Annotated in this window: 19 protein-coding genes; 5 read left to right on the forward strand and 14 right to left on the reverse strand. The window is 72.2% G+C overall.

Going from position 1 to position 21,184, the window contains the following annotated elements; translation table 11 throughout:
- Positions 1 to 1,662 carry a CTP synthase gene (locus ACFULQ_RS34990; RefSeq protein ID WP_383551771.1) on the reverse strand — a complete coding sequence of 554 codons (1,662 nt, stop codon included), beginning with the start codon at positions 1,660 to 1,662 and terminating at the stop codon, positions 1 to 3.
- Between the two features lie 471 nt (positions 1,663 to 2,133).
- On the opposite strand from ACFULQ_RS34990, the gene ACFULQ_RS34995 reads away from it, so the two are divergent.
- Entirely contained in the window at positions 2,134 to 3,936 is a 1,803-nt protein-coding gene (locus ACFULQ_RS34995) for a glycoside hydrolase family 15 protein (RefSeq protein WP_383551801.1), read from the forward strand.
- 109 nt (positions 3,937 to 4,045) lie between these two features.
- The gene (locus ACFULQ_RS35000; protein WP_383551773.1) at positions 4,046 to 5,428 is read left to right on the forward strand and encodes an FAD-binding oxidoreductase; all 1,383 of its coding nucleotides are present in this window, start codon (positions 4,046 to 4,048) and stop codon (positions 5,426 to 5,428) included.
- On the opposite strand, the gene ACFULQ_RS35005 is transcribed toward ACFULQ_RS35000, so the two are convergent.
- Entirely contained in the window at positions 5,415 to 6,371 is a 957-nt protein-coding gene (locus ACFULQ_RS35005; protein ID WP_383551775.1) for an LLM class F420-dependent oxidoreductase, read from the reverse strand. The two genes, ACFULQ_RS35000 and ACFULQ_RS35005, sit on opposite strands and share 14 nt — an antisense overlap.
- A 55-nt stretch (positions 6,372 to 6,426) precedes the next feature.
- On the opposite strand from ACFULQ_RS35005, the gene ACFULQ_RS35010 reads away from it, so the two are divergent.
- On the forward strand, positions 6,427 to 8,058 hold the full coding sequence (locus tag ACFULQ_RS35010; RefSeq protein ID WP_383551777.1) for a PucR family transcriptional regulator: 1,632 nt from the start codon (positions 6,427 to 6,429) through the stop codon (positions 8,056 to 8,058).
- Here ACFULQ_RS35010 and ACFULQ_RS35015 read toward each other — a convergent pair.
- The 5 genes from ACFULQ_RS35015 to ACFULQ_RS35035 form a co-directional block, all read right to left on the reverse strand.
- Positions 8,055 to 9,191: a glycosyltransferase family 4 protein gene (locus ACFULQ_RS35015; RefSeq protein WP_383551779.1), complete on the reverse strand. Its 1,137-nt coding sequence runs from the start codon at positions 9,189 to 9,191 to the stop codon at positions 8,055 to 8,057. The genes ACFULQ_RS35010 and ACFULQ_RS35015 overlap by 4 nt on opposite strands.
- A 201-nt stretch (positions 9,192 to 9,392) precedes the next feature.
- Positions 9,393 to 11,111, reverse strand: coding sequence for a DNA repair protein RecN (gene recN, locus ACFULQ_RS35020; RefSeq protein WP_383551803.1), 1,719 nt, complete (start codon positions 11,109 to 11,111; stop codon positions 9,393 to 9,395).
- A 159-nt stretch (positions 11,112 to 11,270) separates the two neighbouring features.
- Positions 11,271 to 12,176, reverse strand: coding sequence for an NAD kinase (locus tag ACFULQ_RS35025; RefSeq protein WP_171147834.1), 906 nt, complete (start codon positions 12,174 to 12,176; stop codon positions 11,271 to 11,273).
- Entirely contained in the window at positions 12,173 to 12,988 is an 816-nt protein-coding gene (locus ACFULQ_RS35030; RefSeq protein WP_383551781.1) for a TlyA family RNA methyltransferase, read from the reverse strand. The genes ACFULQ_RS35025 and ACFULQ_RS35030 overlap by 4 nt, the downstream gene beginning before the upstream one ends.
- 7 nt (positions 12,989 to 12,995) lie before the next feature.
- On the reverse strand, positions 12,996 to 13,298 hold the full coding sequence (locus tag ACFULQ_RS35035) for a hypothetical protein (protein ID WP_383551783.1): 303 nt from the start codon (positions 13,296 to 13,298) through the stop codon (positions 12,996 to 12,998).
- A 42-nt stretch (positions 13,299 to 13,340) separates the two neighbouring features.
- On the opposite strand from ACFULQ_RS35035, the gene ACFULQ_RS35040 reads away from it, so the two are divergent.
- Entirely contained in the window at positions 13,341 to 13,688 is a 348-nt protein-coding gene (locus ACFULQ_RS35040; protein ID WP_383551785.1) for an SCP2 sterol-binding domain-containing protein, read from the forward strand.
- On the opposite strand, the gene ACFULQ_RS35045 is transcribed toward ACFULQ_RS35040, so the two are convergent.
- The 4 genes from ACFULQ_RS35045 to ACFULQ_RS35060 form a co-directional block, all read right to left on the reverse strand.
- Entirely contained in the window at positions 13,672 to 14,553 is an 882-nt protein-coding gene (locus tag ACFULQ_RS35045) for an ABC transporter ATP-binding protein (RefSeq protein ID WP_383551787.1), read from the reverse strand. The genes ACFULQ_RS35040 and ACFULQ_RS35045 overlap by 17 nt on opposite strands.
- Entirely contained in the window at positions 14,550 to 15,587 is a 1,038-nt protein-coding gene (locus tag ACFULQ_RS35050) for a FecCD family ABC transporter permease (RefSeq protein WP_383551789.1), read from the reverse strand. Before ACFULQ_RS35050 ends, ACFULQ_RS35045 begins: the two co-directional genes overlap by 4 nt.
- Complete coding sequence (locus ACFULQ_RS35055) at positions 15,584 to 16,627, reverse strand: FecCD family ABC transporter permease (protein ID WP_383551791.1); 1,044 nt, start codon at positions 16,625 to 16,627, stop codon at positions 15,584 to 15,586. The genes ACFULQ_RS35050 and ACFULQ_RS35055 overlap by 4 nt, the downstream gene beginning before the upstream one ends.
- Positions 16,628 to 16,781: 154 nt before the next feature.
- Positions 16,782 to 17,810 (reverse strand): HAD hydrolase-like protein, encoded by a 1,029-nt coding sequence (locus ACFULQ_RS35060; RefSeq protein WP_383551793.1) that lies wholly within the window; start codon positions 17,808 to 17,810, stop codon positions 16,782 to 16,784.
- Between the two features lie 72 nt (positions 17,811 to 17,882).
- Here ACFULQ_RS35060 and ACFULQ_RS35065 point away from each other — a divergent pair, with 72 nt between their 5' ends.
- Entirely contained in the window at positions 17,883 to 19,175 is a 1,293-nt protein-coding gene (locus ACFULQ_RS35065) for a DUF1015 domain-containing protein (RefSeq protein ID WP_383551795.1), read from the forward strand.
- Between the two features lie 82 nt (positions 19,176 to 19,257).
- On the opposite strand, the gene ACFULQ_RS35070 is transcribed toward ACFULQ_RS35065, so the two are convergent.
- The 3 genes from ACFULQ_RS35070 to ACFULQ_RS35080 form a co-directional block, all read right to left on the reverse strand.
- Entirely contained in the window at positions 19,258 to 20,019 is a 762-nt protein-coding gene (locus ACFULQ_RS35070) for a tetratricopeptide repeat protein (protein ID WP_383551805.1), read from the reverse strand.
- On the reverse strand, positions 19,911 to 20,684 hold the full coding sequence (locus ACFULQ_RS35075) for a hypothetical protein (protein WP_383551807.1): 774 nt from the start codon (positions 20,682 to 20,684) through the stop codon (positions 19,911 to 19,913). The genes ACFULQ_RS35070 and ACFULQ_RS35075 overlap by 109 nt, the downstream gene beginning before the upstream one ends.
- 39 nt (positions 20,685 to 20,723) lie before the next feature.
- A partial coding sequence (locus ACFULQ_RS35080; protein ID WP_383551809.1) for a hypothetical protein occupies positions 20,724 to 21,184 on the reverse strand: 461 nt, incomplete at its 5' end.

Genomic DNA, 21,184 nt, shown 5'->3' on the forward strand with positions numbered 1-21,184 from the left:
CTACTTCGAAGTCTTGCGCTCGACCGACGCCTTCACGAGGCCGGCGAAGAGCGGATGCGGACGGGTCGGGCGCGAGCGCAGCTCCGGGTGGGCCTGCGTGGCCACCAGATAGGGGTGGACATCGCGCGGGTATTCGACGTATTCGACGAGCTTGCCGTCCGGCGAGGTGCCGGAAAACAGGATGCCCGCCTTCTTTTCGAGCTCCGCGCGGTAGGCGTTGTTCACCTCGTACCGGTGACGGTGCCGCTCCTCGACGTACTCCTTGCCGTCGTACACCTCACGGACGATGGAGCCCTCGGCGAGCTTGGCCGGGTACATGCCGAGCCGCATGGTGCCGCCCATGTCGCCCTCACCGGCGACGATGTCCAGCTGCTCGGCCATGGTGGAGATGACCGGGTGGGCGGTCCCGGAGTCGAACTCGGTGGAGTTGGCGTCCGGGATGTCGGCGAGGTTGCGCGCGGCCTCGATCACGATGCACTGAAGGCCCAGGCAGAGGCCCAGCAGCGGGACCTTGTTCTCGCGGGCGTACTTGATCGCGCCGACCTTGCCGAGCACACCGCGGTCGCCGAAGCCGCCGGGGATGCAGATGCCGTCCACGTCACCGAGCTGCGCGGCGGCGCCGGCCGGGGTCTTGCAGTCGTCGGAGGTGACCCACTTGATCTTCACGCGGGCCTTGTTGGCGAAGCCGCCCGCGCGCAGCGCCTCGGTGACCGAGAGGTAGGCGTCCGGCAGGTCGATGTACTTGCCGACCAGGGCGAGAGTGATCTCGTGGTCGGGGTTGTGGACGCGGTCGAGCAGGTCGTCCCAGGTCGTCCAGTCCACGTCCCGGAACGGCAGGTCCAGCTTGCGGACCACGTAGGCGTCCAGGCCCTCGCCGTGCACGGTCTTCGGGATGTCGTAGATCGAGCGGGCGTCGGGGCAGGCGACCACGGCGGCCTCGTCGACGTCGCACATCAGCGAGATCTTGCGCTTAATCGCGGTCGGGACCTCGCGGTCGCAGCGCAGCACGATCGCGTCCGGCTGGATACCGATGTTCCTGAGGGCCGCAACCGAGTGCTGGGTCGGCTTCGTCTTCAGCTCACCCGAGGGGCCGATGTACGGCAGGAGCGAGATATGGACGACGAAGACGTTGTCACGGCCGACCTCGTGCCGGACCTGGCGGACCGTCTCCAGGAACGGCAGCGACTCGATGTCGCCGACCGTGCCGCCGACCTCGGTGATCACGACGTCGACCTCGTCGGTCGCCATACGGCGGATGCGGTGCTTGATCTCGTTGGTGATGTGCGGGATGACCTGCACGGTGTCACCGAGGTACTCGCCGCGCCGCTCCTTGGCGATCACCGTGTTGTACACCTGGCCGGTGGTGACGTTGGCGGAACCGTCGAGATCGCGGTCGAGGAAGCGCTCGTAGTGGCCGATGTCCAGGTCGGTCTCGGCGCCGTCGTTGGTGACGAACACCTCACCGTGCTGGAAGGGGTTCATCGTGCCCGGGTCGACGTTGAGGTACGGGTCGAGCTTCTGCATGACGACACGCAGGCCCCGCGCCTTGAGCAGCATGCCGAGGCTGGAAGCCGTCAGGCCCTTGCCGAGCGAGGAGGCGACACCCCCGGTGACGAAGATGTGCTTGGTCGTCGTGGTGCTGTTTCGAAAAACAGGGGGCATGGCCAAGAGGGGGCTCCCGTGGTCGCGATCTGGAGGTGCGGTTCGGGGGTCAATCGCCCACCGGTCCACGGGCTACCAGGGTATCAGCGCCGTGAGGAGATGGCTTCCGGCCACGCTCCGCACACAAGCGGACACGGACCAGCACATGCGCACCCGTTTCTCACCCGCTGCTCACCCGTTCGGCCCAGCCGCGTTGCCCGGAGCGGCACACAGATCATCTACGTGCGTCGTATCCTGCTCGGACACTCACTGCCGAGCCCGGCCGGAAACACGGGACCACCCCCACCCGTAGGACCCGGAACAACGAGAGCTCGTCAGTTCGTTGAGCAACAGTTGTCGTTTTGCCTCACAGCCGCATGACTGTTTTGCTTCACCGCTCAACGACGCATTACAACGACCCCCTTGACCGCACCAAGCGACAGCCCCCTTTTTCCTTCAGGGGGTGACGTGGCCGTTCGACTGGAGTTGCACGTGGCCGGGCGCATCGAAGACTACGCACTCATCGGAGACATGCAGACCGCGGCGCTGGTCTGCCGGGACGGCACAGTGGACTGGCTGTGCCTGCCCCGCTTCGACTCGCATGCCATCTTCGCCGGCCTGCTGGGCACCGAGGAACACGGTTTCTGGCGGCTCGGCCCCGCGCACGCGGCGGACGCCGAGCCCCCCACCGCCGCCCGTCGCTCCTACCGCGGCGACTCCCTGATCCTGGAATCGGAGTGGGACACCTCACGCGGCACGGTCCGGGTGACGGATTTCATGCCCCCGCGTGACGGCGCCCCCCAGCTCGTCCGGATCGTGGAGGGCGTCTCGGGCCGCGTCCCCATGCGCTCGGCCCTCCGGATGCGTTTCTCCTACGGCCGTGTCGTCCCGTGGGTCCACAAGCACGAGGGCCGCACGGTCGCCGTGGCGGGCCCCGACTCGGTGTGGTTCGACACGGACTGCGAGACCTACGGCAAGTCCCTGACGACGTACTCGGACTTCACGGTCGCCCCGGGTGACCGGATCGCGTTCACCATCTCGTGGCAGCCCTCGCACAAGGAGCCGCCGCCGCTGCCGGAGCCGGAGCAGTCCCTGGAGGCGACCGAGGACTTCTGGCGCGAGTGGGTCGAGCACTGTACGTACCACGGCCCCTACCGCGAGGCCGTCATCCGCTCGCTGATCACCCTCAAGGCGCTGACGTACGCCCCGACGGGCGGCATCGTCGCGGCCCCCACCACCTCGCTCCCCGAGGACATCGGCGGCGTCCGCAACTGGGACTACCGCTACACCTGGCTGCGCGACGCGGCCATCACCCTCTCCTCGCTGCTGCGCACCGGCTACCGCGAGGAGGCCCGCGCCTGGCGCGAGTGGCTGCTGCGGGCCGTCGCCGGCGACCCGGAGAACCTCCAGATCATGTACGGCATCGCGGGCGAGCGCGAGCTGGGCGAGGCCGAGCTGGACTGGCTGCCCGGCTACGAGAACTCCGCCCCGGTCCGGGTCGGCAACGGCGCCGCGCACCAGCTCCAGCTGGACGTGTACGGCGAGGTCACCGAGGCCCTGCACCTCGGCCACATGACGGGCCTGGCCCGCAACGACTACGCCTCCATCCTCCAGCTCAAGCTGATCCGCTACCTGGAGGACCACTGGAACGAGCCGGACGAGGGCATCTGGGAGGTGCGCGGCCCGCGCCGCCACTTCGTGCACTCCAAGGTGATGGCCTGGGTCGCGGTGGACCGCACGATCAAGCTCATCGAGTCCGGTGACGCGGACGGCCCGCTGGAGAAGTGGCGCGACCTGCGCGACGACATCCACCGGGACGTCTGCGAGAAGGGCTACGACAAGGAGCGCAACACCTTCACGCAGTCCTACGGCTCCAAGGAGCTGGACGCGAGCCTGCTGCTCATCCCGCAGATGGGCTTCCTGCCGCCGGACGACAAGCGCGTGATCGGCACCATCGAGGCGATCCAGCGGGAGCTGTCCACCCCGGACGGCTTCATCCTGCGCTACCCGACCTCCAGCGGCGACGAGAACGTCGACGGCCTCCCCGGCGACGAAGGGGCCTTCCTGGCCTGCTCGTTCTGGATGGCGGACGACCTCGCGATGATCGGCCGGGTGGACGAGGCGAGGAAGCTCTTCGAGAAGCTCCTCTCGCTGCGCAACGACCTCGGTCTGCTCGCCGAGGAATGGGACCCGCGTCTCAAGCGCCAGGTCGGCAACTTCCCGCAGGCCTTCAGCCACGTCCCGCTCATCGACACGGCCCTGCGGCTGACGGCGTCGGGCGCGTACGGCGGCTGAGCCCGCACGAGTTCTTACGAGGCGGTGACGGCCCGCGGTTGAACAGGACCGCGGGCCGCGGCGCGCCTAGGCTGGGATCCAACAGCCCCTGCACGAAAGGGGGCGCCCCATGGCATCCCCGTCGAAGGCGGGCGCGGCCCTCGCCGCGCTGCGCGAGGATCTGGTCGGCGACGTGCTCGCCCCCGAAGACCCGGGCTACGACGAGGCCCGGACCGTCTTCAACTCGATGATCGACCGCAGGCCCGCGGCCATCGCGCAGTGCGTGAACGAGGACGACGTCGTACGGGCCATCCGTTTCGCCCGTGACCTCGACCTGCCGATCGCCGTGCGCGGCGGCGGGCACAGCGTGGCCGGCATGGCGCTCAACGACGGCGGTCTGGTGGTCGACCTGCGCCACATGCGCACGGTCACCGTCGATCCGGTCGCCCGGGCGGTACGGGTCGCGGGCGGCGCCACGATGAGCGACCTGGACCGGACCTGCGCGCCCCACGCCCTGGCCACCACCGGCGGTCGGGCCTCGACCACCGGGGTCGGCGGCTTCGTCCTGGGCGGCGGCTCCGGCTGGCTGGACCGCTGGTGCGGACTCGCCGTCGACAACCTGCTCGGCGTGGAGCTGGTCACCGCGGACGGCGAGCGCGTGCACGCGAGCGCCGACGAACACCCGGACCTGTTCTGGGCCCTGCACGGAGGCGGCGGCAACTTCGGCGTCGCGACCGCGCTCACCCTGAAGCTGCACCCGCTGCCCGAGTTCTCCATCGCGCTGCTGCTGTACCTGCCGGAGTTCGGCCCCGAAGTGGTCCGTACCTACCGTGAGGTGATCGCCCACGGCCCGGACGAGGCGAGCGGCGGTGTGCTGTACGTCACCGGCCCGCCCGAGGAGTTCGTCCCACCGCACCTGGTCGGCACCCTCCTGTGCGGTGCACTGCTGACGTACGCCGGGAGCGAGGCGGACATGCGCAAGGTGGCCGAGCCGCTGCTGGCGCTGCCGCACGAGGCGGAGGTCGTCGGGGCGATGCCGTACGCCGATGTCCAGTGCATGCTCGACGACCCGCCCGGGATGCGGAACTACTGGTCGGCGGAGTACCTGACGGAGCTGCCCGACGCGTACGTGGACCTCTACTGCGCCCGGGCGGAGTCCATGCCGGTGCCGACCGGCACCATCCATGTGCTGTTCCCGCTGGGCGGCGCCATCGCCCGGGGCCCGCACGAGTACCCGGTGCCCTACCGCGACGCCCCCTGGGCCGTACACCCGTTCGCGATGTGGGAGGACCCGGCGGACGACGCGCGGAGCATCCAGTGGGTCCGCGACGTCCGCGCAGAAGCGCAGCCGTGGAGCACGGGCGACGTCTACCTCAACTTCATCGGCGACGAGGGCGCGGACCGCGTGGTGGCCGGCGTCGGCGCGGACAACACCCGCCGCCTGTCCGAGGTGAAGCGCCGCTACGACCCGGAGAACGTGTTCCGCTTCAACCACAACATCACGCCGGCCTGAGCGCCGTCAGCGTCCGTTCGCCGCCGGGGTCGCCGGCCGTGGCGGGCACCAGGGCGATCTCGTCGAGCCCCGCCTCGGCGTAGGCGTCGATCCGCGCCCGTACGGCGTCGAGGTCGCCCACCAGCCCGACCGTGGCCGCGGCCGCGGCCGGCAGCGCCCGCACCAGCGTCTGGCGGTCCGCCCCGTTCGCGGCCAGCTCCACCGCCTCCCCGAACCCGGCCTCGGCGAACACCTCGCTGTACCCGGGCACGATCAGATATCCGGCGATGCTGCCCAGGACCTGCGCGAGGGCGGCCGGCTCCGGATCGACGGCGGCGGGCAGCCATGCGGCGAGCGTGGGTGCCGTACGGCCCACCTCGACGGCCGCCGCGTCCAACTGCGCGCGCAGCGCCCGCACCTGCTCGGGCGAGACCACGTCCAGCAGCATGCGGTCGGCGTGCGCGGCGGCCGTGGCGATCGCGCGGGGCCCGAACGCGGCCACCGTGAGCGGCCCTCCGGGCGGCGGCAGACGGCGCCGGAAAGGGCTGCCCGGCACGACGGGTTCGCCCGCGGAAGCGTGCAGGAGCCGTCGTACGGCTGCCGCGTGCTCCTCCAGTACGGCGGCGGGGCGGGTCCTGGGCCGGTCGTGCACGCCCTCCACCACCCGCTTGCTGGACGTACCCAGCGCCACCCCGACCGGGCGGCCGACGAGCGCCGCGACCGAGGCGGCGCCCCGGGCCGAGGTGTACGGGTCGCGCACCGACACCGGCACCGGACCGGCCGTCAGGGCGACCCGCTCGGTGTCCCGGCCGATCACCGCGGCGAGCACGAACGCGTCCCAGGTGGGTCCCTCCCCCGCCCACACCTCCTGGTACCCGAGCCGGTCGGCGGTCACCGCCACCCGCACCGGCTCCTCGACCGGACTGTCGTCCTCCCGGGCCACGGCCACCACGCTGAAGTCCATGCACCGGCCGCTACCCCGGCACGCCCACGGCCACGCCTCGGGTAGCGTCCGGCTCATGGACAGCGGTACGAACAGCGGTTTCGACACCCAGGGCGCCGGGATCACCGTGCAGCGCGCGCTGGAGCTGCCCGGGCTGCGCAGCGGGCTCCCGGAGATCCTCGCGGGCGCGGACCGGCTGCACCGGAGCGTGCGCTGGGTGCACGCGGGCGAGGTGCCGAACATCGCCTCCCTGCTGAAGGGCGGGGAGCTGCTGCTGACCACGGGCTACGGGCTCGGCACCCGACCGGCCGAACAGCGGGCGTTCGTGCGCACGCTGGCCGAGCGGGGCATCGCGGCCCTGGTCGTCGAGCTCGGTCCGCGGTTCACCCGGCTGCCCGCGGCCCTCGTCGACACGGCCCGCGCGACCGGCCTGCCGCTGGTGCAGCTGCACCGCGAGGTGCCGTTCGTGACAGTCACCGAGGAGATCCACACCGAGATCGTCAACGGCCACTACGCCCTGCTCCAGCGGGCCGAGGAGGTGTACCGCCGCTGCACGGAGGCCCTGCTGGGCGGCGGCGGTGTGCCACAGGTCCTCGGCATCCTGTCCGACTTCGGCGGCAACCCGGTCTTCCTGGAGACGACCGAGGGGCGGCTCCTGTACGCCGCCGGGGCCGGACCCGAGGGTGCCGACCCGCTCCAGGTCTGGGAGGGGCTGCGCGGCCAGCACAAGGACGCGCCGCCGGCCGGGTCGGTCCTCGTGGACGTGCCCGGCGGCGGACCCGGCAGCGGGTCGGTGCGGGCGCGGCTGGTGCTGCTGCCCGTGCGGGGGCCGATGGGCCCGGTGCACCGCATGGCCGCCGAACGCGCCGCGGGCATCCTGGCCGTGGTCCTGATGCAGGCCCGCCAGGAGGAGGAGCTGGCGGCCCGCGGGCGCGGCGACTTCCTCACCGATCTCGCGGAGGGCCGGATCACGGCGGAGGACGCGCCCGCGCAGGCGCGTGTGCTGGGCTTCCGGCCGGGCGGCGGCCCGCTGCTGCCCGTGGTGATGCACCTCGGCTCCTCGGGCGGCGGCTGGACGGTGCTGACCCGGGCGGTCTCCGAGGAGCTGGCCTCGGTCGGTGTGCCGGTCCTGCTCGGCGTACGGCCCGTCGAGGGCCGCGTCCTGGTCCTGCTCGGCCTGCGCGCGGAGTCGGAGCGAGCGGCGGTGGCGGACCGGGTCGCGGCGGCGCTGCGGGCGGGCCTGGAGCGGGCCGGGATGCAACGGCCGGGCGCCCAGCCGCCCGTGGTCGTGGTCGCCGCGGCGGGCAGCTGGACGGCGGCCTCGGCGGGCCTGCGGCACGCGGCCGAGACGGCGACGGCGGCCCAGGGCCTGTCGGACCGCCCCTGGTACGACGCCCGCCGCCTCGACATCGACCTGCTGCTGTGGCGGCTGCGGGACCACCCGGACCTGGCGGCCTTCGTGGACCGCGCCATCGGCCCCCTGCGCGCCCACGACGACCGCTCCAAGCCGCCGCTGCTGCCCACCTTGCAGACCTACCTGGCGCACGCGGGCCGCAAGGCGGAGACGGCCCGCGAACTCCATCTCAACCGGCAGACCCTCTACAACCGCCTGGCCCGCATCGGCGAGTTGCTCGGCACCGACCTCGACGACCCGCAGACGGTCCTGGCGTTGAGCCTGGCACTGCGGGCACGCCGGCACGTGCCTTAGAGCAGGGTGCGCGGCTGGGTCAACTCGTCGTAGACGCTCAGCACTTGCGCGACGGTCTCGTCCTCGGTCGGCCAGGTGGCCGCCTGCCGCACGCCCCGCTCGACGAGCAGCTCCCGCCGCTCCGGATCACCGAGCAGCCGTACGACGGCGTCGGCGAGCGCCTTCGAGTCGCCGTACGGGACGAGTTCGGCCGCGTCACCGACGAGTTCGGGGACACCGCCGACCGCGGTCGCGACGAGCGGCACGCGCGCGTGGAGGGCCTCCTGGGCGAGCACGGACCGCGCCTCCAGGCGGCTGGGCAGCAGCGCGAGATCGGCGGCGGTGAGCAACTCGGCGACGTCGTCACGGCGTCCGATGAGCCGGACGGGCAACTCCTCGTCCTCGATACGGCTCTGCAGGGCCGCCCGCAGCGACCCCTCCCCGGCGACGACGACCAGCGGCACGGGGTCCAGCAGACGCCACGCGCGGGCCGCGTCCAGGAGCGTCTCGTAGCCCTTGTGCCGCTCCAGGGCGCCGACGGCCATCAGCAAGGGCCGCCCGGTGGCCCCCAGTTCGGCCCGCAGCTTGGGCCGCAGCCGGTCGGGGTCGTCCTGTTCGACGGCCCCTCGCGGGCCGGGCAGGGCCACGGCGGCGAGGCGGGCGTCCCGGGCACCGGTCTTGCGGGCCCGGTCCACGAGCGCCGAGGTGGACCCGAGCACCACGGAGGCGGCCTTCACGACCCGGCGTTCCAGGAGGCGCACGAAATGGGCCCGGGCGCCCTCGGCGTACGCCCGGTCGTGCCAGGTGACGACGAGCGGGGTGCGCCGCCCGCTGAGCGCCAGCACCGCGCGGAACGAGGCGTGCAGTCCGTGCGCGTGCACCAGATCCGCGTCCGCGCAGGCCGCCCGCAGCACGGCCACGGAGGTCGGGTCGCTGCTGCGCGGCACGTGCACGTGGTCCGCGCCGGCCCCGGTGAAGTCGTAGGCGCGATCCGCCTCGACAGGGGCGCACACCGTGACCCGCACGCCCCGCGCGACGAGCCCGAAGGTCAGGGAGCGCACATGCGCGCTGCTGCCGGCATTGCCGCCGCCCAGCACCTGCACGGTGCGCAGCGAGGACTGGCCGTGCGGTGCGTGGCTGCTCACGGGGGTCACGTGGCCGGGGCTCCTGGTTCGGGTCGGGCGGTCACGAGGAAACGTACAGAAGTGTCGAGCGGGGGGTGTACCGCGCGCTTCCTACGCGTGATGGGTTCTCTGCCAAGGATGCCAGGCCGTACGGGTGTTCCGTGCATGGCAGAGAACGGCGGAAGGGCGCGCACGGCGAGTCGGCGTCACTCACAAGAGTGACGCCACCTCTCAGGCGTCCGCCCGAGCCGTCGCCAGCAACTCCTCCGCGTGCGCCCGGGCCGTCTCGGAGTCCTCCTGCCCGGCGAGCATCCGGGACAGCTCCCGCACCCGCTCCTCGCCCTCCAGCACCTTCACACCGGAGCGCGTGACGGACCCGTCGTTGGTCTTCTCGACCAGCAGCTGCCGGTCGGCGAAGGCCGCGACCTGGGGCAGGTGGGTCACCACGACGACCTGCGCGGTCTTGGCGAGCCGCGCGAGGCGCCGCCCGATCTCGACCGCCGCCTTGCCGCCGACACCGGCGTCGACCTCGTCGAAGAGATACGTCGGCACGGGGTCGGTCCCCGCGAACACGACCTCCACGGCCAGCATCACGCGCGAGAGCTCACCGCCGGACGCGCCCTTGGCGATGGGCCGCGGTGGGGCGCCCGGGTGCGGGGCGAGCAGCAGTTCGACCTCGTCGACACCGGCCGGCCCGTAGGCGACCGGACGACCGCCGACCTCCACACCCTCCGGGTCCTCGGTCTGCCGGATGGCGAAGGACACCCGCGCGTGGGGCATCGCCAGCGACGCCAGCTCCGCCGTCACCGCCGCCGCGAACCTCTCCGCGGCCTCCGCTCGCGCGTCCGTCAACGCCTGCGCGAGCCCACCCAGTTCGGCCCTGAGCGCGTCCCGCTCGGCGGTCAGCTCGTCGATCCGCTCGTCGTCGCTGTCGAGTTCGGTCAGCCGCGCGGCGCTCCGCTCGGCCCAGGCCAGCACGGAGGCCACGTCCTCGCCGTACTTCCGCGTCAGCGCGGTGAGCGCGGCCCGCCGCTCCTCGACGGCGGACAGCCGCAGCGGATCGGCGTCCAGGTCGTCGGCGTACCCGGCCAGCTCCCCGGCCACATCGCCGAGCAGGATCCCGATCTCGCCGATCCGGTCGGCGAGCGCGGCGAGGGCGGGGTCGTGCGACCGTACGGCTTCCAGGGCCCGCTGAGCGCCGGCCACGAGGGTCGCCGCGTCGATCCCCTCAGGGTCCTCGGGATTGCCCGCGAGAGCGGCGTGAGCGGCCGTGGCGGCGGACGACAGCGCCTCGGCGTGCCCCAGCCGCTCGGCCTCCTCCGCCAGCTCGACGTCCTCCCCGGCCCGCGGCTCCACACCGGCGATCTCGTCGAGGCCGTAGCGCAGCATGTCGGCTTCCTGGGCCCGCTCACGCGCGCGTGTGACGATCTCGTCCAGCTCGACGGAGACGGCCCGCAGCCGCCGGTACGCCTCGGTGTACTTGGCGAGCGGCACGGCGACGGCGTCCCCCGCGTACCGGTCGAGGGCCTGCCGCTGCCGGGTCAGCTTGAGCAGCCCCTGCTGATCGGTCTGCCCATGGACGGCGACGAGCTCGTCTGCGAGCTCGGCCAGCACCCCCACGGGCACCGACCGCCCGCCCAGATGGGCCCGGGACCGTCCCTCGGCGGAAACGGTACGGCTGATCAGCAGCGCCCCGTCGTCGAGCTCCGCCCCGGCCTCCTCGGCCCGTACGACGACGGAGTCCCCGGCGGACACGGTGATCCGCCCCTCCACGACCGCCTTCTCGGCCCCGATCCGCACGAGCGCCGCGTCAGCCCGCCCGCCGAGCAGCAGCCCCAGGCTGGTGACCACCATGGTCTTGCCCGCACCCGTCTCACCGGTGACAGCGGTGAACCCGGGCGACAGCTCGACGACAGCGTCATCGATGACTCCGAGCGACCGTATCCGCATCTCTTCCAGCACGGTGAAGACCTTACGAGGTCGGGGCGACGAGATGCGAGGCCCCCTGTCACTCGGGCGAGTGGAGGTTTTTAGGGGCGCGGGGAACTGCGCGAGCAACCACGAACCATCCGCAGCCGCCCACGCTCCGCAACCAGCCCCCACGGTTGGCTAGTGCGGCGCCCCTCGCCACCCCGACACGGGCAACGCGAACTTCGCCACAAGCCGGTCAGTAAAGGACGCATGGTGCAGCCGAGCCAGCCGCACCGGCACAGCCCCCCGCCGCACCTCCACCCGAGCCCCGGGCGGCAGCTCGAACGTCCGCCGCCCGTCACACCACAGCACACCCGGCGGAATATGAGGCAACAACTCCACGGCCAGCACAGAGTTCGGCGAGGTGACCAACGGCTTCGCGAACAGCGCGTGCGCGGAGATCGGCACCATCAACAACGCCTCCACCTCGGGCCACACCACAGGCCCACCCGCGGAGAACGCGTACGCCGTGGACCCGGTGGGCGTGGACAGCACGATCCCGTCGCACCCGAACCCCGTCACCGGCCGCCCGTCGATCTCCAGCACGACCTCGAGGAGCTTCTCCGCGCCGGCCTTCTGCACCGCCGCCTCGTTCAGCGCCCAGTCGGTGTGGACGATGTCCCCGTTCCGGTGAACGACGACATCGACCGTCATCCGCTCCTCGACCTCGTACGCCTTGGTCACGACCCGGTCGACGACCTTGTCGAGATCGTCCCGCTCGGCCTCCGCGAGGAACCCGACGCTGCCCAGGTTGACGCCGAGCATCGGCACCCCGGACGCCCGGGCGAACTCGGCCCCCCGCAGCAGCGTCCCGTCACCGCCGAGCACGATCAGCAGCTCGCACCCTTCGAGGCACTGCGGAGTCGCCTCCTTGACGAGCTCCACCTCGGGCGGCAGCGGCAGGTCGGCGGCCTCGTACTCCAGGACGCGCACGCCGATGTCGGAGCGCAGCAGCCCCTTCACCACGAGCTCGGCACTGCGGATGGCGGCGGGCCGCCCCGTGTGGGCGAGCAGGAAAACAGTACGAGCTCGGTCAGGTGTCAACGCGGCCCCTCCGCCACTGCACGGTCAACATCGGCCGGGTCCAGGGCGGGCGCCCCGGCACGCAGCCACAGAAAGTATTCGACATTGCCCGAGGGTCCGGGCAACGGACTGGCCGTGACCCCGTTCACCCCGAGCCCGAGTTCCGCCGCCTTCTCGGCCACCCCCCGCACCGCCTCGGCCCGCAGCTGTGTACTGCGGACGACTCCCCCGCTGCCCAGCCGTTCCTTACCCACCTCGAACTGCGGCTTCACCATCATCACCAGATCGGCGTCCGGTTTCACGCACCGCACCAGGGCGGGCAGCACCAGGCCGAGCGGGATGAAGGACAGATCCCCCACGACAAGATCCACTGGTTCCCCATCGATCGCTTCGAGCGTCAACTCGCGTACGTTCGTACGGTCCTTGACGGTGACGCGTTCATCGCTCCGGAGAGACCACGCGAGTTGGCCGTACCCGACGTCGACGGCGACCACGTGCGCGGCCCCGGCCCGCAGCAGCACATCGGTGAAACCGCCGGTGGAGGCCCCGGCGTCCAGCGCCCGCCGCCCCTCGACCACGAGCCCCCGCGGCACGAACGCCTGAAGCGCCCCCGCAAGCTTGTGCCCACCCCGGGACACGTAGTCGGGATCGCCGTCGTCGCTCTGCACCACGATCGCGGCCGCGGTCTCCACCTGGGTGGCGGGCTTGGTCGCGACGGTCTTGCCGACGGTGACCCGCCCCGCCGCGATCAGCTGGCTGGCGTGCTCACGCGAGCGCGCGAGCTTCCGCCGGACCAGCTCCGCGTCCAGCCGACGGCGTGCGACTCCTGCCACGTTCGGTTCAGCTCCTAGTGCCATACGAGGGTGAGGGCGCCCTCTGGTCGTACGACGGCGAGGGCGCCGGAGGTCCGGGGCGCACGTCGAGCGCGGTGAGCGCGTCGCGCAGCCCCCGGTGCACATCCTCGTACACCTCGATGTGTCCGTCCGTGGCGAGGTGGTCGGCGTCCCCGAGCCGCTCCAGACCGGCGTCGACCTCGGCATTGCCGGTGGGGGTGCGGGGCACGTGCAGCGGGGCAGGGGCGGCCGGGTCGTGGTCGGGTTCGACCGCGACCTCCTGTGCGGGCTCTGGAACCTCGTCGCTCATGCCCAGACGCTACCTCGAACAGCTGGGGTACCGTCGATCGCGATGGCCACGATCGAGGAGTGCCGCGCCGCACTCGAGAAGCTCTCCGACACCATGCAGCACGCCGAGGGGGACGTCGCCACGGCGGCGGCCATGGACCGCTCGGTGAGCTGCCGTATCACCGATCTCGACGTCACCTTCGTCGGCCGCATGACGGGCGGCCGGATCGTGGTGCACGACACCCTTCAGGGCCCTCCGAAGGAGAAGGCCCAGATCAGGCTGACCATGTCCGGCGACGACCTGGTGGCCCTGGTGAACGGCGAGCTGAACTTCGCCAAGGCCTGGGGCTCGGGCCGGGTCAAGCTGGAGGCGGGCCTCAGGGACCTGTTCCAGCTCAGGAAGCTTCTGTAGCGCCCACTGCCCCGCGGTCGGCCGCCACGCGCACGCGTGCCTTCCGCGCGGCCGGCACCACCAGCGGTGTCCCCGTCTCCGGGTCGTCGATGACCTGGCAGCGCAGCCCGAAGACCTCCTCGACCAGCTCGGCCGTGACGATGTCGTTCGGGGCGCCCTCGGCGATGATCTCCCCGCCCTTGAGCGCGATCAGGTGCGTCGCGTACCGGGCCGCGTGATTGAGGTCGTGCAGGACGGCGACCAGGGTGCGCCCCTGCTCCTCGTGCAGCTCGGCGCAGAGGTCGAGCACGTCGATCTGGTGCTGGATGTCGAGGTAGGTGGTCGGCTCGTCCAGGAGCAGCAGCGGGGTCTGCTGGGCGAGGGCCATCGCGATCCACACGCGCTGCCGCTGACCGCCGGACAGCTCGTCGACGTACCGCTCGGCGAGCTCGGCGACCCCGGTCTGCCGCATGGACTCCTGGACGACCCGCTCGTCCTCGGTGGACCACTGGCGCAGGATGCCCTGGTGCGGGTAGCGGCCGCGGCCGACCAGGTCGGCGACGGTGATCCCGTCGGGTGCGATCGAGGACTGCGGCAGCAGGCCGAGCGTCCGGGCGACCTTCTTCGCGGGCATCGACTGGATGACCTGCCCGTCGAGCAGCACCTTGCCCTGGCTGGGCTTGAGCATCCGCGCCAGGGCCCGCAGGAGCGTGGACTTGCCGCACGCGTTGGGGCCGACGATCACCGTGAAGGAGTTGTCGGGTATCTCCACCGACAGCTGCTCGGCGATGACCCGCTGGTCGTAGGCGAGGGTGACGGTGTCGGCGGACAGGCGGTTCACGGTGCTCCTTGGGTTGGTCAGTCCGCTGATGGTCCGGGTGCTCATATGCGGCCCGCCCTGCGCTCGGTGACCAGCAGCCACAGCAGATAGACACCGCCGAGGACTCCGGTGACCACGCCCACGGGCAGCTGGTCGGCGCCGAAGACCTTCTGGGAGATCCAGTCGGCGGTGACCAGGAGGGTGGCGCCCATGCACAGGGACGGCAGCAGGTTGGGGCCGGGCGAGCGGGTGAGACGGCGGGCCAGCTGCGGGGCGGTGAGCGCGACGAAGCTGACCGGCCCGGCGGCCGCGGTGGCGGCGGCGGTGAGCAGGACGGCGGCGACGAGCAGCAGCAGCCGTACGCGCTCGACGCGCACGCCCAAGGCGTTGGAGACGTCGTCGCCCATCTCCATCATCCTGAGGCCGCGTCCGTTGACGAGGACGAGCGGGACGAGGACGGCGCACAGCCACAGCAGGGGCCACACCTGCGTCCAGTCCCGGCCGCTGAGCGAGCCGGTCATCCAGACGACGGCCTGCGAGGCCTCGGTGAGCGTGGACCTGGTGAGCAGGTAGCCGTTGACGGCCGTGACGATCGCGGAGATGCCGATGCCGACCAGGACCAGCCGGTATCCGTGCACGCCCTGCTTCCAGGCGAGCAGATAGATGGCCAGCCCGGTGACCAGTCCGCCCACGAGGGCACCCGTGGTGATCTGGGCGGCGCTCCCGGAGAACAACACGATCATGGTGAGCGCCCCGGCCGTGGCGCCCTGGGAGAGCCCGAGCACGTCAGGACTGCCCAGCGGATTGCGGGAGATGGCCTGGAACAGCGCCCCGCCGAGCCCGAGCGAGGCCCCGACCAGGAGCCCGACGAGGACCCTGGGCAGCCGCAGCTCGTTGACTATGAACTCCTGCCCCGCGGTGCCGTTCCCGAACAGCGTCCTGAGCACGTCCCCGGCCGGGATCGGGAAGTCGCCGGTGCCGATGAGCACGACACTCGCGAGCAGCGCGGTGAGCAGGATCAGGGCGACGACGACGGTGGCCCGGACGTCGAGCCGGACCGAGAGCCCGCCGGGGGTCCTGAGGGCACGGTTGGTCCTCACAGCTGCGCCGTCCTCCGCCGTCGTACGAGAAAGATGAAGACCGGGCCGCCGATGAGCGCGGTGACGATCCCGACCTGGAGCTCCGCGGGCCGGACGACGACCCGCCCGATGACGTCGGAGCCGAGGAGCAGCACGGGCGACAGGATGGTCGCGTACGGCAGGATCCAGCGCAGGTCCGGGCCGGTGAACGAGCGCACGACGTGCGGGACCATCAGACCGACGAACACGATCGGACCGCAGGCGGCGGTCGCGGCCCCGCACAGCACGGTCGCGGAGAGCATGGCCAGCGCCCGGGTGCGGTTGAGGTTGGCGCCGAGGGCCTTGGCGGTGTCGTCGCCCATCTCCATCGCGTTCAGCGGGCGGGCCAGCGCGAGGGCGAGGAGGGAGCCGACCGCGAGGAACGGCAGCACCTGCCAGATGGTCGAGTTGCTCGCCGAGGACAGCGAACCGACCGTCCAGAAGCGCATCTTGTTGAGCGCCTGGTCGTCGGTGATCATCACGGCCTGGAGATAGCCGTACAGGGCCGCGCTGATCGCCGTACCGGCCAGGGCGAGCCGTACCGGGGTGGCGCCCCTGCTGCCGCCGAGGAACCAGACCAGCGCGCCCACCGCGGCGGCACCGACGAAGGCGAACCACACATAGCCGCTGAGCGAGGTGACGCCGAAGAAGGTGATCGCGGTGACGACGGCCGCGGACGCGCCGGCGTTGATGCCGAGCAGCCCGGGGTCGGCGAGCGGATTGCGGGTGAGCGCCTGGAGAACCGCCCCGGACAGACCGAGCGCGGCTCCGGCGAGCAGCCCGAGGATCGTCCGCGACAGCCGGTCGGCCACCACGACGTCCCCGTAGGTCCCGGTGTCGTGGAAGAGACCGTGCCAGACCTGACCGACGGACAGCCCCTTCGCACCGATCGCGATGCTCGCCACCGCGACGGCCACCAGGACGGCCAGGGACACGAAGAGCCCAAGGACTCGTATCGCCCGGCGGGTTGGGGGCGCGGGGGCGGTCTCCGCGCGCTGTTCGGGAGGACTGTCGACCAACACGTAGTTAGGTTAGCCTACCCTGCCAACGCGCCACGATCCCGAGGTCGGCACACACCTGGGGCACCCACGAGATCAGCACACGCCCGGGGCGAGGTCGGCATAGACTCCGCAGCGCCCCCGGCCTCTCACCAGGAACCCCCGCCGCCCCTACGGCTCACAACCCCAGCCTGGCCAGCGCCTTCCCCGAGTCCAGCTCGCACACACCCTCTCCGGCCGCGGTCCAGGCCGCCGCACACAGCGCCCGCAGACCGTCCAGCACCTCCCCGTCACCGTCGATTTCCAGCCGCTCCTTCCCGGCCTTCGCCGTCCACCCCCCGCACCGGAAACCGTCTCCCGCCTCGGTGACCTCGGGCTGCCCGGTGAGCATCCCCCGCAGATCCGCGTCCACATAGGTCGGCCGGTGCTGCGGCGGCGCGGCCAGCAGCTGGGCGCCGTCGGTGACACCGGTGAGGACGAGCAGCGAGTCCACCTCGCCGTTGAACGCCCCCTCGATGTCGGTGTCCAGACGGTCCCCGACCACCAACGGCCGCTCGGCGCCGGTCCGCAGAATCGTCTCCCGGTGCATCGGCGGCAACGGCTTGCCCGCGACCTGCGGCTCGGCCCCGGTCGCGATCCGCACGACCTCCACCGCGGCGCCGTTGCCCGGCGCGATCCCGCGCCCGCTCGGAATCGTCAGGTCGGTGTTGGACGCGAACCACGGCACCCCGCGCGCGACGGCGTAACTGGCCTCCGCGAACCGTCCCCAGGGCAGATCAGGACCGCCGAAGCCCTGCACCACGGCCGCCGGATCGTCGTCCGCCGACTCCACGGGCTCCAGCCCCCGCTCCCGCAGCGCCACCCGCAGCCCCTCGCCACCGATGACGAGCACCCGCGCCCCGGCCGGCACCTGCTCACTGATCAGCCGCGCGACCGCCTGCGCGGAGGTGATCACGTCATCGGCCCCCGTCGGTATCCCCAACTCGGTGAGATGCTCGGCCACGGTGTCGGGCGTACGCAGCGCGTTGTTGGTGACATAGGCGAGGTGCATCCCGCCCTCACGCGCGGTGGCGAGCGACTCGACGGCGTGCGCGATCGCGTTCCCGCCCGCGTACACCACCCCGTCGAGATCGAGCAGCGCGGTGTCGTACGCCTCGCTCAGGGCCCGTGCACTGCCCTCGGGCTTCGTCCTCACGCGCTGGCTCATTCCGCATCGCTCCCAGTTCGACGGCTTTCCCCCGATCATCCCCCATGCCACTGACACCCGTACGATGCCGGGATGAACACAGCAGGTCACCCGGAAGCAACGGCGCGCCGAGGCCTGGAACTCACCCCGTTCCGAGGCCTGCGCTACGACCCCGACCGGGTCGGCAGCCTCGCCGCCGTCACCTCCCCGCCGTACGACGTCGTGGTCCGCCCCGACGGCCTGCACCAGCTCCAGTCGAACGACCCGTACAACATCGTCCGGCTGATCCTCCCGCAGGCGACCACCCCGGCCGAGCGCAACGCACAGGCGGCCCGCACCCTGCGCGGCTGGCTGTCCGAGGGCATCCTGGCCGCCGACCCCGAACCCGGCCTGTACGTCTACGAACAGCACGACGGCGGCGGCCTCCTCCAGCGCGGGATCATAGGAACCCTGCGTCTGTCGGAGCCCTCGGAGGGTGTGGTCCTGCCACACGAGGACGTCATGCCCCATGTGGTCGCCGACCGCGCGGCCCTGATGCGCGCCACCTCGGCGAACCTGGAGCCCCTGCTCCTGACCTACCGCGGCAACGGCTCGCAGTCCGACACCACAGCCGTGATCGAGCGCACGGCCGAACAGCCCCCGCTCCTCGCCACCACCACCGAGGACGGCTTCAGCCACCGCCTGTGGTCGATCACCGACCCGGCGGACGTGGCCCGCATCCAGTCGGACCTGGCCCGGCACCAGGCCCTCATCGCCGACGGCCACCACCGCTGGGCGACCTACCGCCGTCTACGCGCGGAGCACCCCTCCCCCAGCCCCTGGGACCACGGCCTGGTCCTGCTGGTCGACACGGCCCGCTACCCCCTCCGCGTCCGCGCCATCCACCGCCTCCTGCACGGCGTCCCGGTGGCACAGGCCCTGGCGCCCCTGGAGGGCCTCTTCCGTGTCAGCCGCCTCGACGTCGGACTGACGGAGGCCCTCGACACGCTCGCCGACGCGGCCTGCGCGGGCAACGCCTTCCTCCTCGCCGGCGACGGCGCCTTCCACCTCGTGGACCGCCCGTCCCCGGACCTCCTGGCCCGCACGGTCCCCGCGGACCACCCCACGGCCTGGCGCACCCTGGACGCGACGGTCCTGCACGCCACCCTCCTCGCCCACGTCTGGCACGTCCCCGAGGACGACCCCACCCGCATCGCCTACATCCACGACACGGCCGCCACGGTCGAGAAGGCGGAACGCGACGGCGGCACAGCGGTCCTCATGCACCCGGTCCGCGAGGAGGTCGTCCGCGACCTCGCCCGCCAGGGCGTCACCATGCCCCGCAAATCGACGTCCTTCGGCCCGAAGCCGGCCTCGGGCCTGGTCCTCCGCGCACTGGACGTCTGACCCGCACGACGTCCGACACGAACAAGGGGCGGGATCCCGGGATCCCGCCCCTTGTCTCATCTCTCATCGAACCGCGCGTGCGTCAGTCCTTGAGGTCGCCCTCTTCGCCTTCGACATCGTCCTCCACGACCTTCTCAGCGCCCTCGTCTTCGCTCTCGTCCTCGTCCTCGAAGGCGTCGACGAACTCGACCCCGTCCAGCTCGGCCAGCCGGTCTGAGGCGTCCGTGCTGCCGTCCTTGTCGGACTCCACGGCCTTGGCGAACCACTCCCGCGCCTCGTCCTCCCGACCGGCGGCGAGCAGCGCGTCGGCGTACGCGTACCGCAGTCGAGCGGTCCACGGCTGCACGGAGTTGGAGGCCAGCTCGGGGCTCTGGAGCGTGACGATGGCCGCGTCCAGCTGCCCCATGTCACGCCGGGCACCGGCGGCGACGAGCCGCATCTCGACTTGCCCAGCCTTGTCGAGCTTGTGCACCTCGGGCGCCCCGGCCATGTCCAGCGCCTTCTCCGGCCGCCCGAGCCCACGCTCGCAGTCGGCCATGACGGGCCACAACTCCACGTTCCCGGTCATCCGCCGCGCGGCCCGGAACTCGGCGAGCGCCTCGCTGTACTTCTGGTTGGCGTACGCCGCGAACCCGGCAGCCTCGCGTACGGCGGCGACACGCGACGCCAGCCGCAGGGCAACCTTGGAGTAGCCGTAGGCCCCCTCGGGGTCCTCGTCGATGAGCCGGGCGACCATCACCAGGTTCTTGGCGACATCCTCCGCGAGCCCCTTCGGCAGACTCTGCAACTCCTGCCGTACGTCCTTGTCGATCTCCTCGCCCGTGACGTCCTCGGGGATCGGCAGCCGCTTGATCGGCTCGCGGTCCCGGTCGCGCTCCTCACGGAAGCGCCCACCGCCCCGCCGGTCGTCGCCACCACGCCGGTCGTCCCGCCCACGGAACCCACCGGGCCGCCCGCCACGGTCGTCCCGACGGGGGCCGGCACCGGGGCCGCCACCACGCCCACCGCGGTCGTCCCTGCGGTCGTCACGCCGGTCATCGCGCCGGAAGCCACCACGGGTGTCGCCACCACGGCTGTCGTCACGCCGGCCGTAGCCGCCGCCACCGCGGTTGTCATCACGACGGAAGCCACCGCGGTCACCACGGTTGTCGTCCCGCCGGAAACCGCCGCGCTCGGCGCCACGGTTGTCGTCCCGCCGGTCGTTGTCCCGACGGAAACCACTACGGTCCCCACGGTCGTCACCCCGACGATCATCGCGGCGGTCGTCCCGTCGATCGTCGCGGCGGTCGTAGCTGCCGCGGTTGTCGTCCCGACGGAAGCCACCGCGATCGCCACGATCGCCGCGGTCGTCACGACGGAAGCCACGGTCCCGGTCATCGCCACGGGGCGCACGGTCGCGGTCGTCACGCCGACCGTAACCACCGCCACCGCCGCGGTTGTCGTCACGCCGGTCGTTGTCCCGACGGAAGCCACCCCGGTCGCCACCACGGTCATCGCGACGATCGTCACGGCGCCCGTATCCACCGCCGCGGTTGTCGTCGCGGCGCTCTACACGCTCGCCCCGGTCACCGCGGTCATCACGGCGGAAGGCAGGCCGGTCACCGTCACGCCGGAACCCGCGGTCACGGTCGTCGCGGCGAGGTCCGGCCGGCCGGTCATCACGACGGAACGCGGGGCGAGGCCCACGGTCGCCGTCACGACGGTCGTCGCGCCGGTCGTCACGGCGCCCGTACCCACCGCCGCCGTAACCGCCACTGCTGCCACCACGGTTGTCGTCCCGGCGGAAGCCACCGCGGTCCCCACGGTCACCGCGGTAGTCATCGCGACGGTCGTCCCGGCGGGCATAGCCACCGCCGCCGCCGCGGTTGCCACCGCGGTCATTGCCTCCGCGGTCGTCGCGGCGGTCGTTGTCGCGGCGGAAGCCGCCACGGTCGCCTCGGTAGCCGCGATCGCCACGGTCACCACTGTCCCGTCGCCGCTGGTCGCGCTCCGGTCGGTCGTCGGGAGAG

Origin of the sequence: Streptomyces sp. NPDC057253 (assembly GCF_042669125.1) — a bacterium.
Taxonomy (GTDB): domain Bacteria; phylum Actinomycetota; class Actinomycetes; order Streptomycetales; family Streptomycetaceae; genus Streptomyces.

What these genes read in the sequence shown, in the direction of transcription:
- ACFULQ_RS34990 (WP_383551771.1), bottom strand. Translation starts at nt 1,662, where the DNA reads ATGCCCCCTGTTTTTCGAAACAGCACCACGACGACCAAGCACATCTTC.
- ACFULQ_RS35000 (WP_383551773.1), top strand. Translation starts at nt 4,046, where the DNA reads ATGGCATCCCCGTCGAAGGCGGGCGCGGCCCTCGCCGCGCTGCGCGAG.
- ACFULQ_RS35005 (WP_383551775.1), bottom strand. Translation starts at nt 6,371, where the DNA reads ATGGACTTCAGCGTGGTGGCCGTGGCCCGGGAGGACGACAGTCCGGTC.
- ACFULQ_RS35010 (WP_383551777.1), top strand. Translation starts at nt 6,427, where the DNA reads ATGGACAGCGGTACGAACAGCGGTTTCGACACCCAGGGCGCCGGGATC.
- recN (WP_383551803.1), bottom strand. Translation starts at nt 11,111, where the DNA reads ATGCGGATACGGTCGCTCGGAGTCATCGATGACGCTGTCGTCGAGCTG.
- ACFULQ_RS35035 (WP_383551783.1), bottom strand. Translation starts at nt 13,298, where the DNA reads ATGAGCGACGAGGTTCCAGAGCCCGCACAGGAGGTCGCGGTCGAACCC.
- ACFULQ_RS35040 (WP_383551785.1), top strand. Translation starts at nt 13,341, where the DNA reads ATGGCCACGATCGAGGAGTGCCGCGCCGCACTCGAGAAGCTCTCCGAC.
- ACFULQ_RS35045 (WP_383551787.1), bottom strand. Translation starts at nt 14,553, where the DNA reads ATGAGCACCCGGACCATCAGCGGACTGACCAACCCAAGGAGCACCGTG.
- ACFULQ_RS35060 (WP_383551793.1), bottom strand. Translation starts at nt 17,810, where the DNA reads ATGAGCCAGCGCGTGAGGACGAAGCCCGAGGGCAGTGCACGGGCCCTG.
- ACFULQ_RS35065 (WP_383551795.1), top strand. Translation starts at nt 17,883, where the DNA reads ATGAACACAGCAGGTCACCCGGAAGCAACGGCGCGCCGAGGCCTGGAA.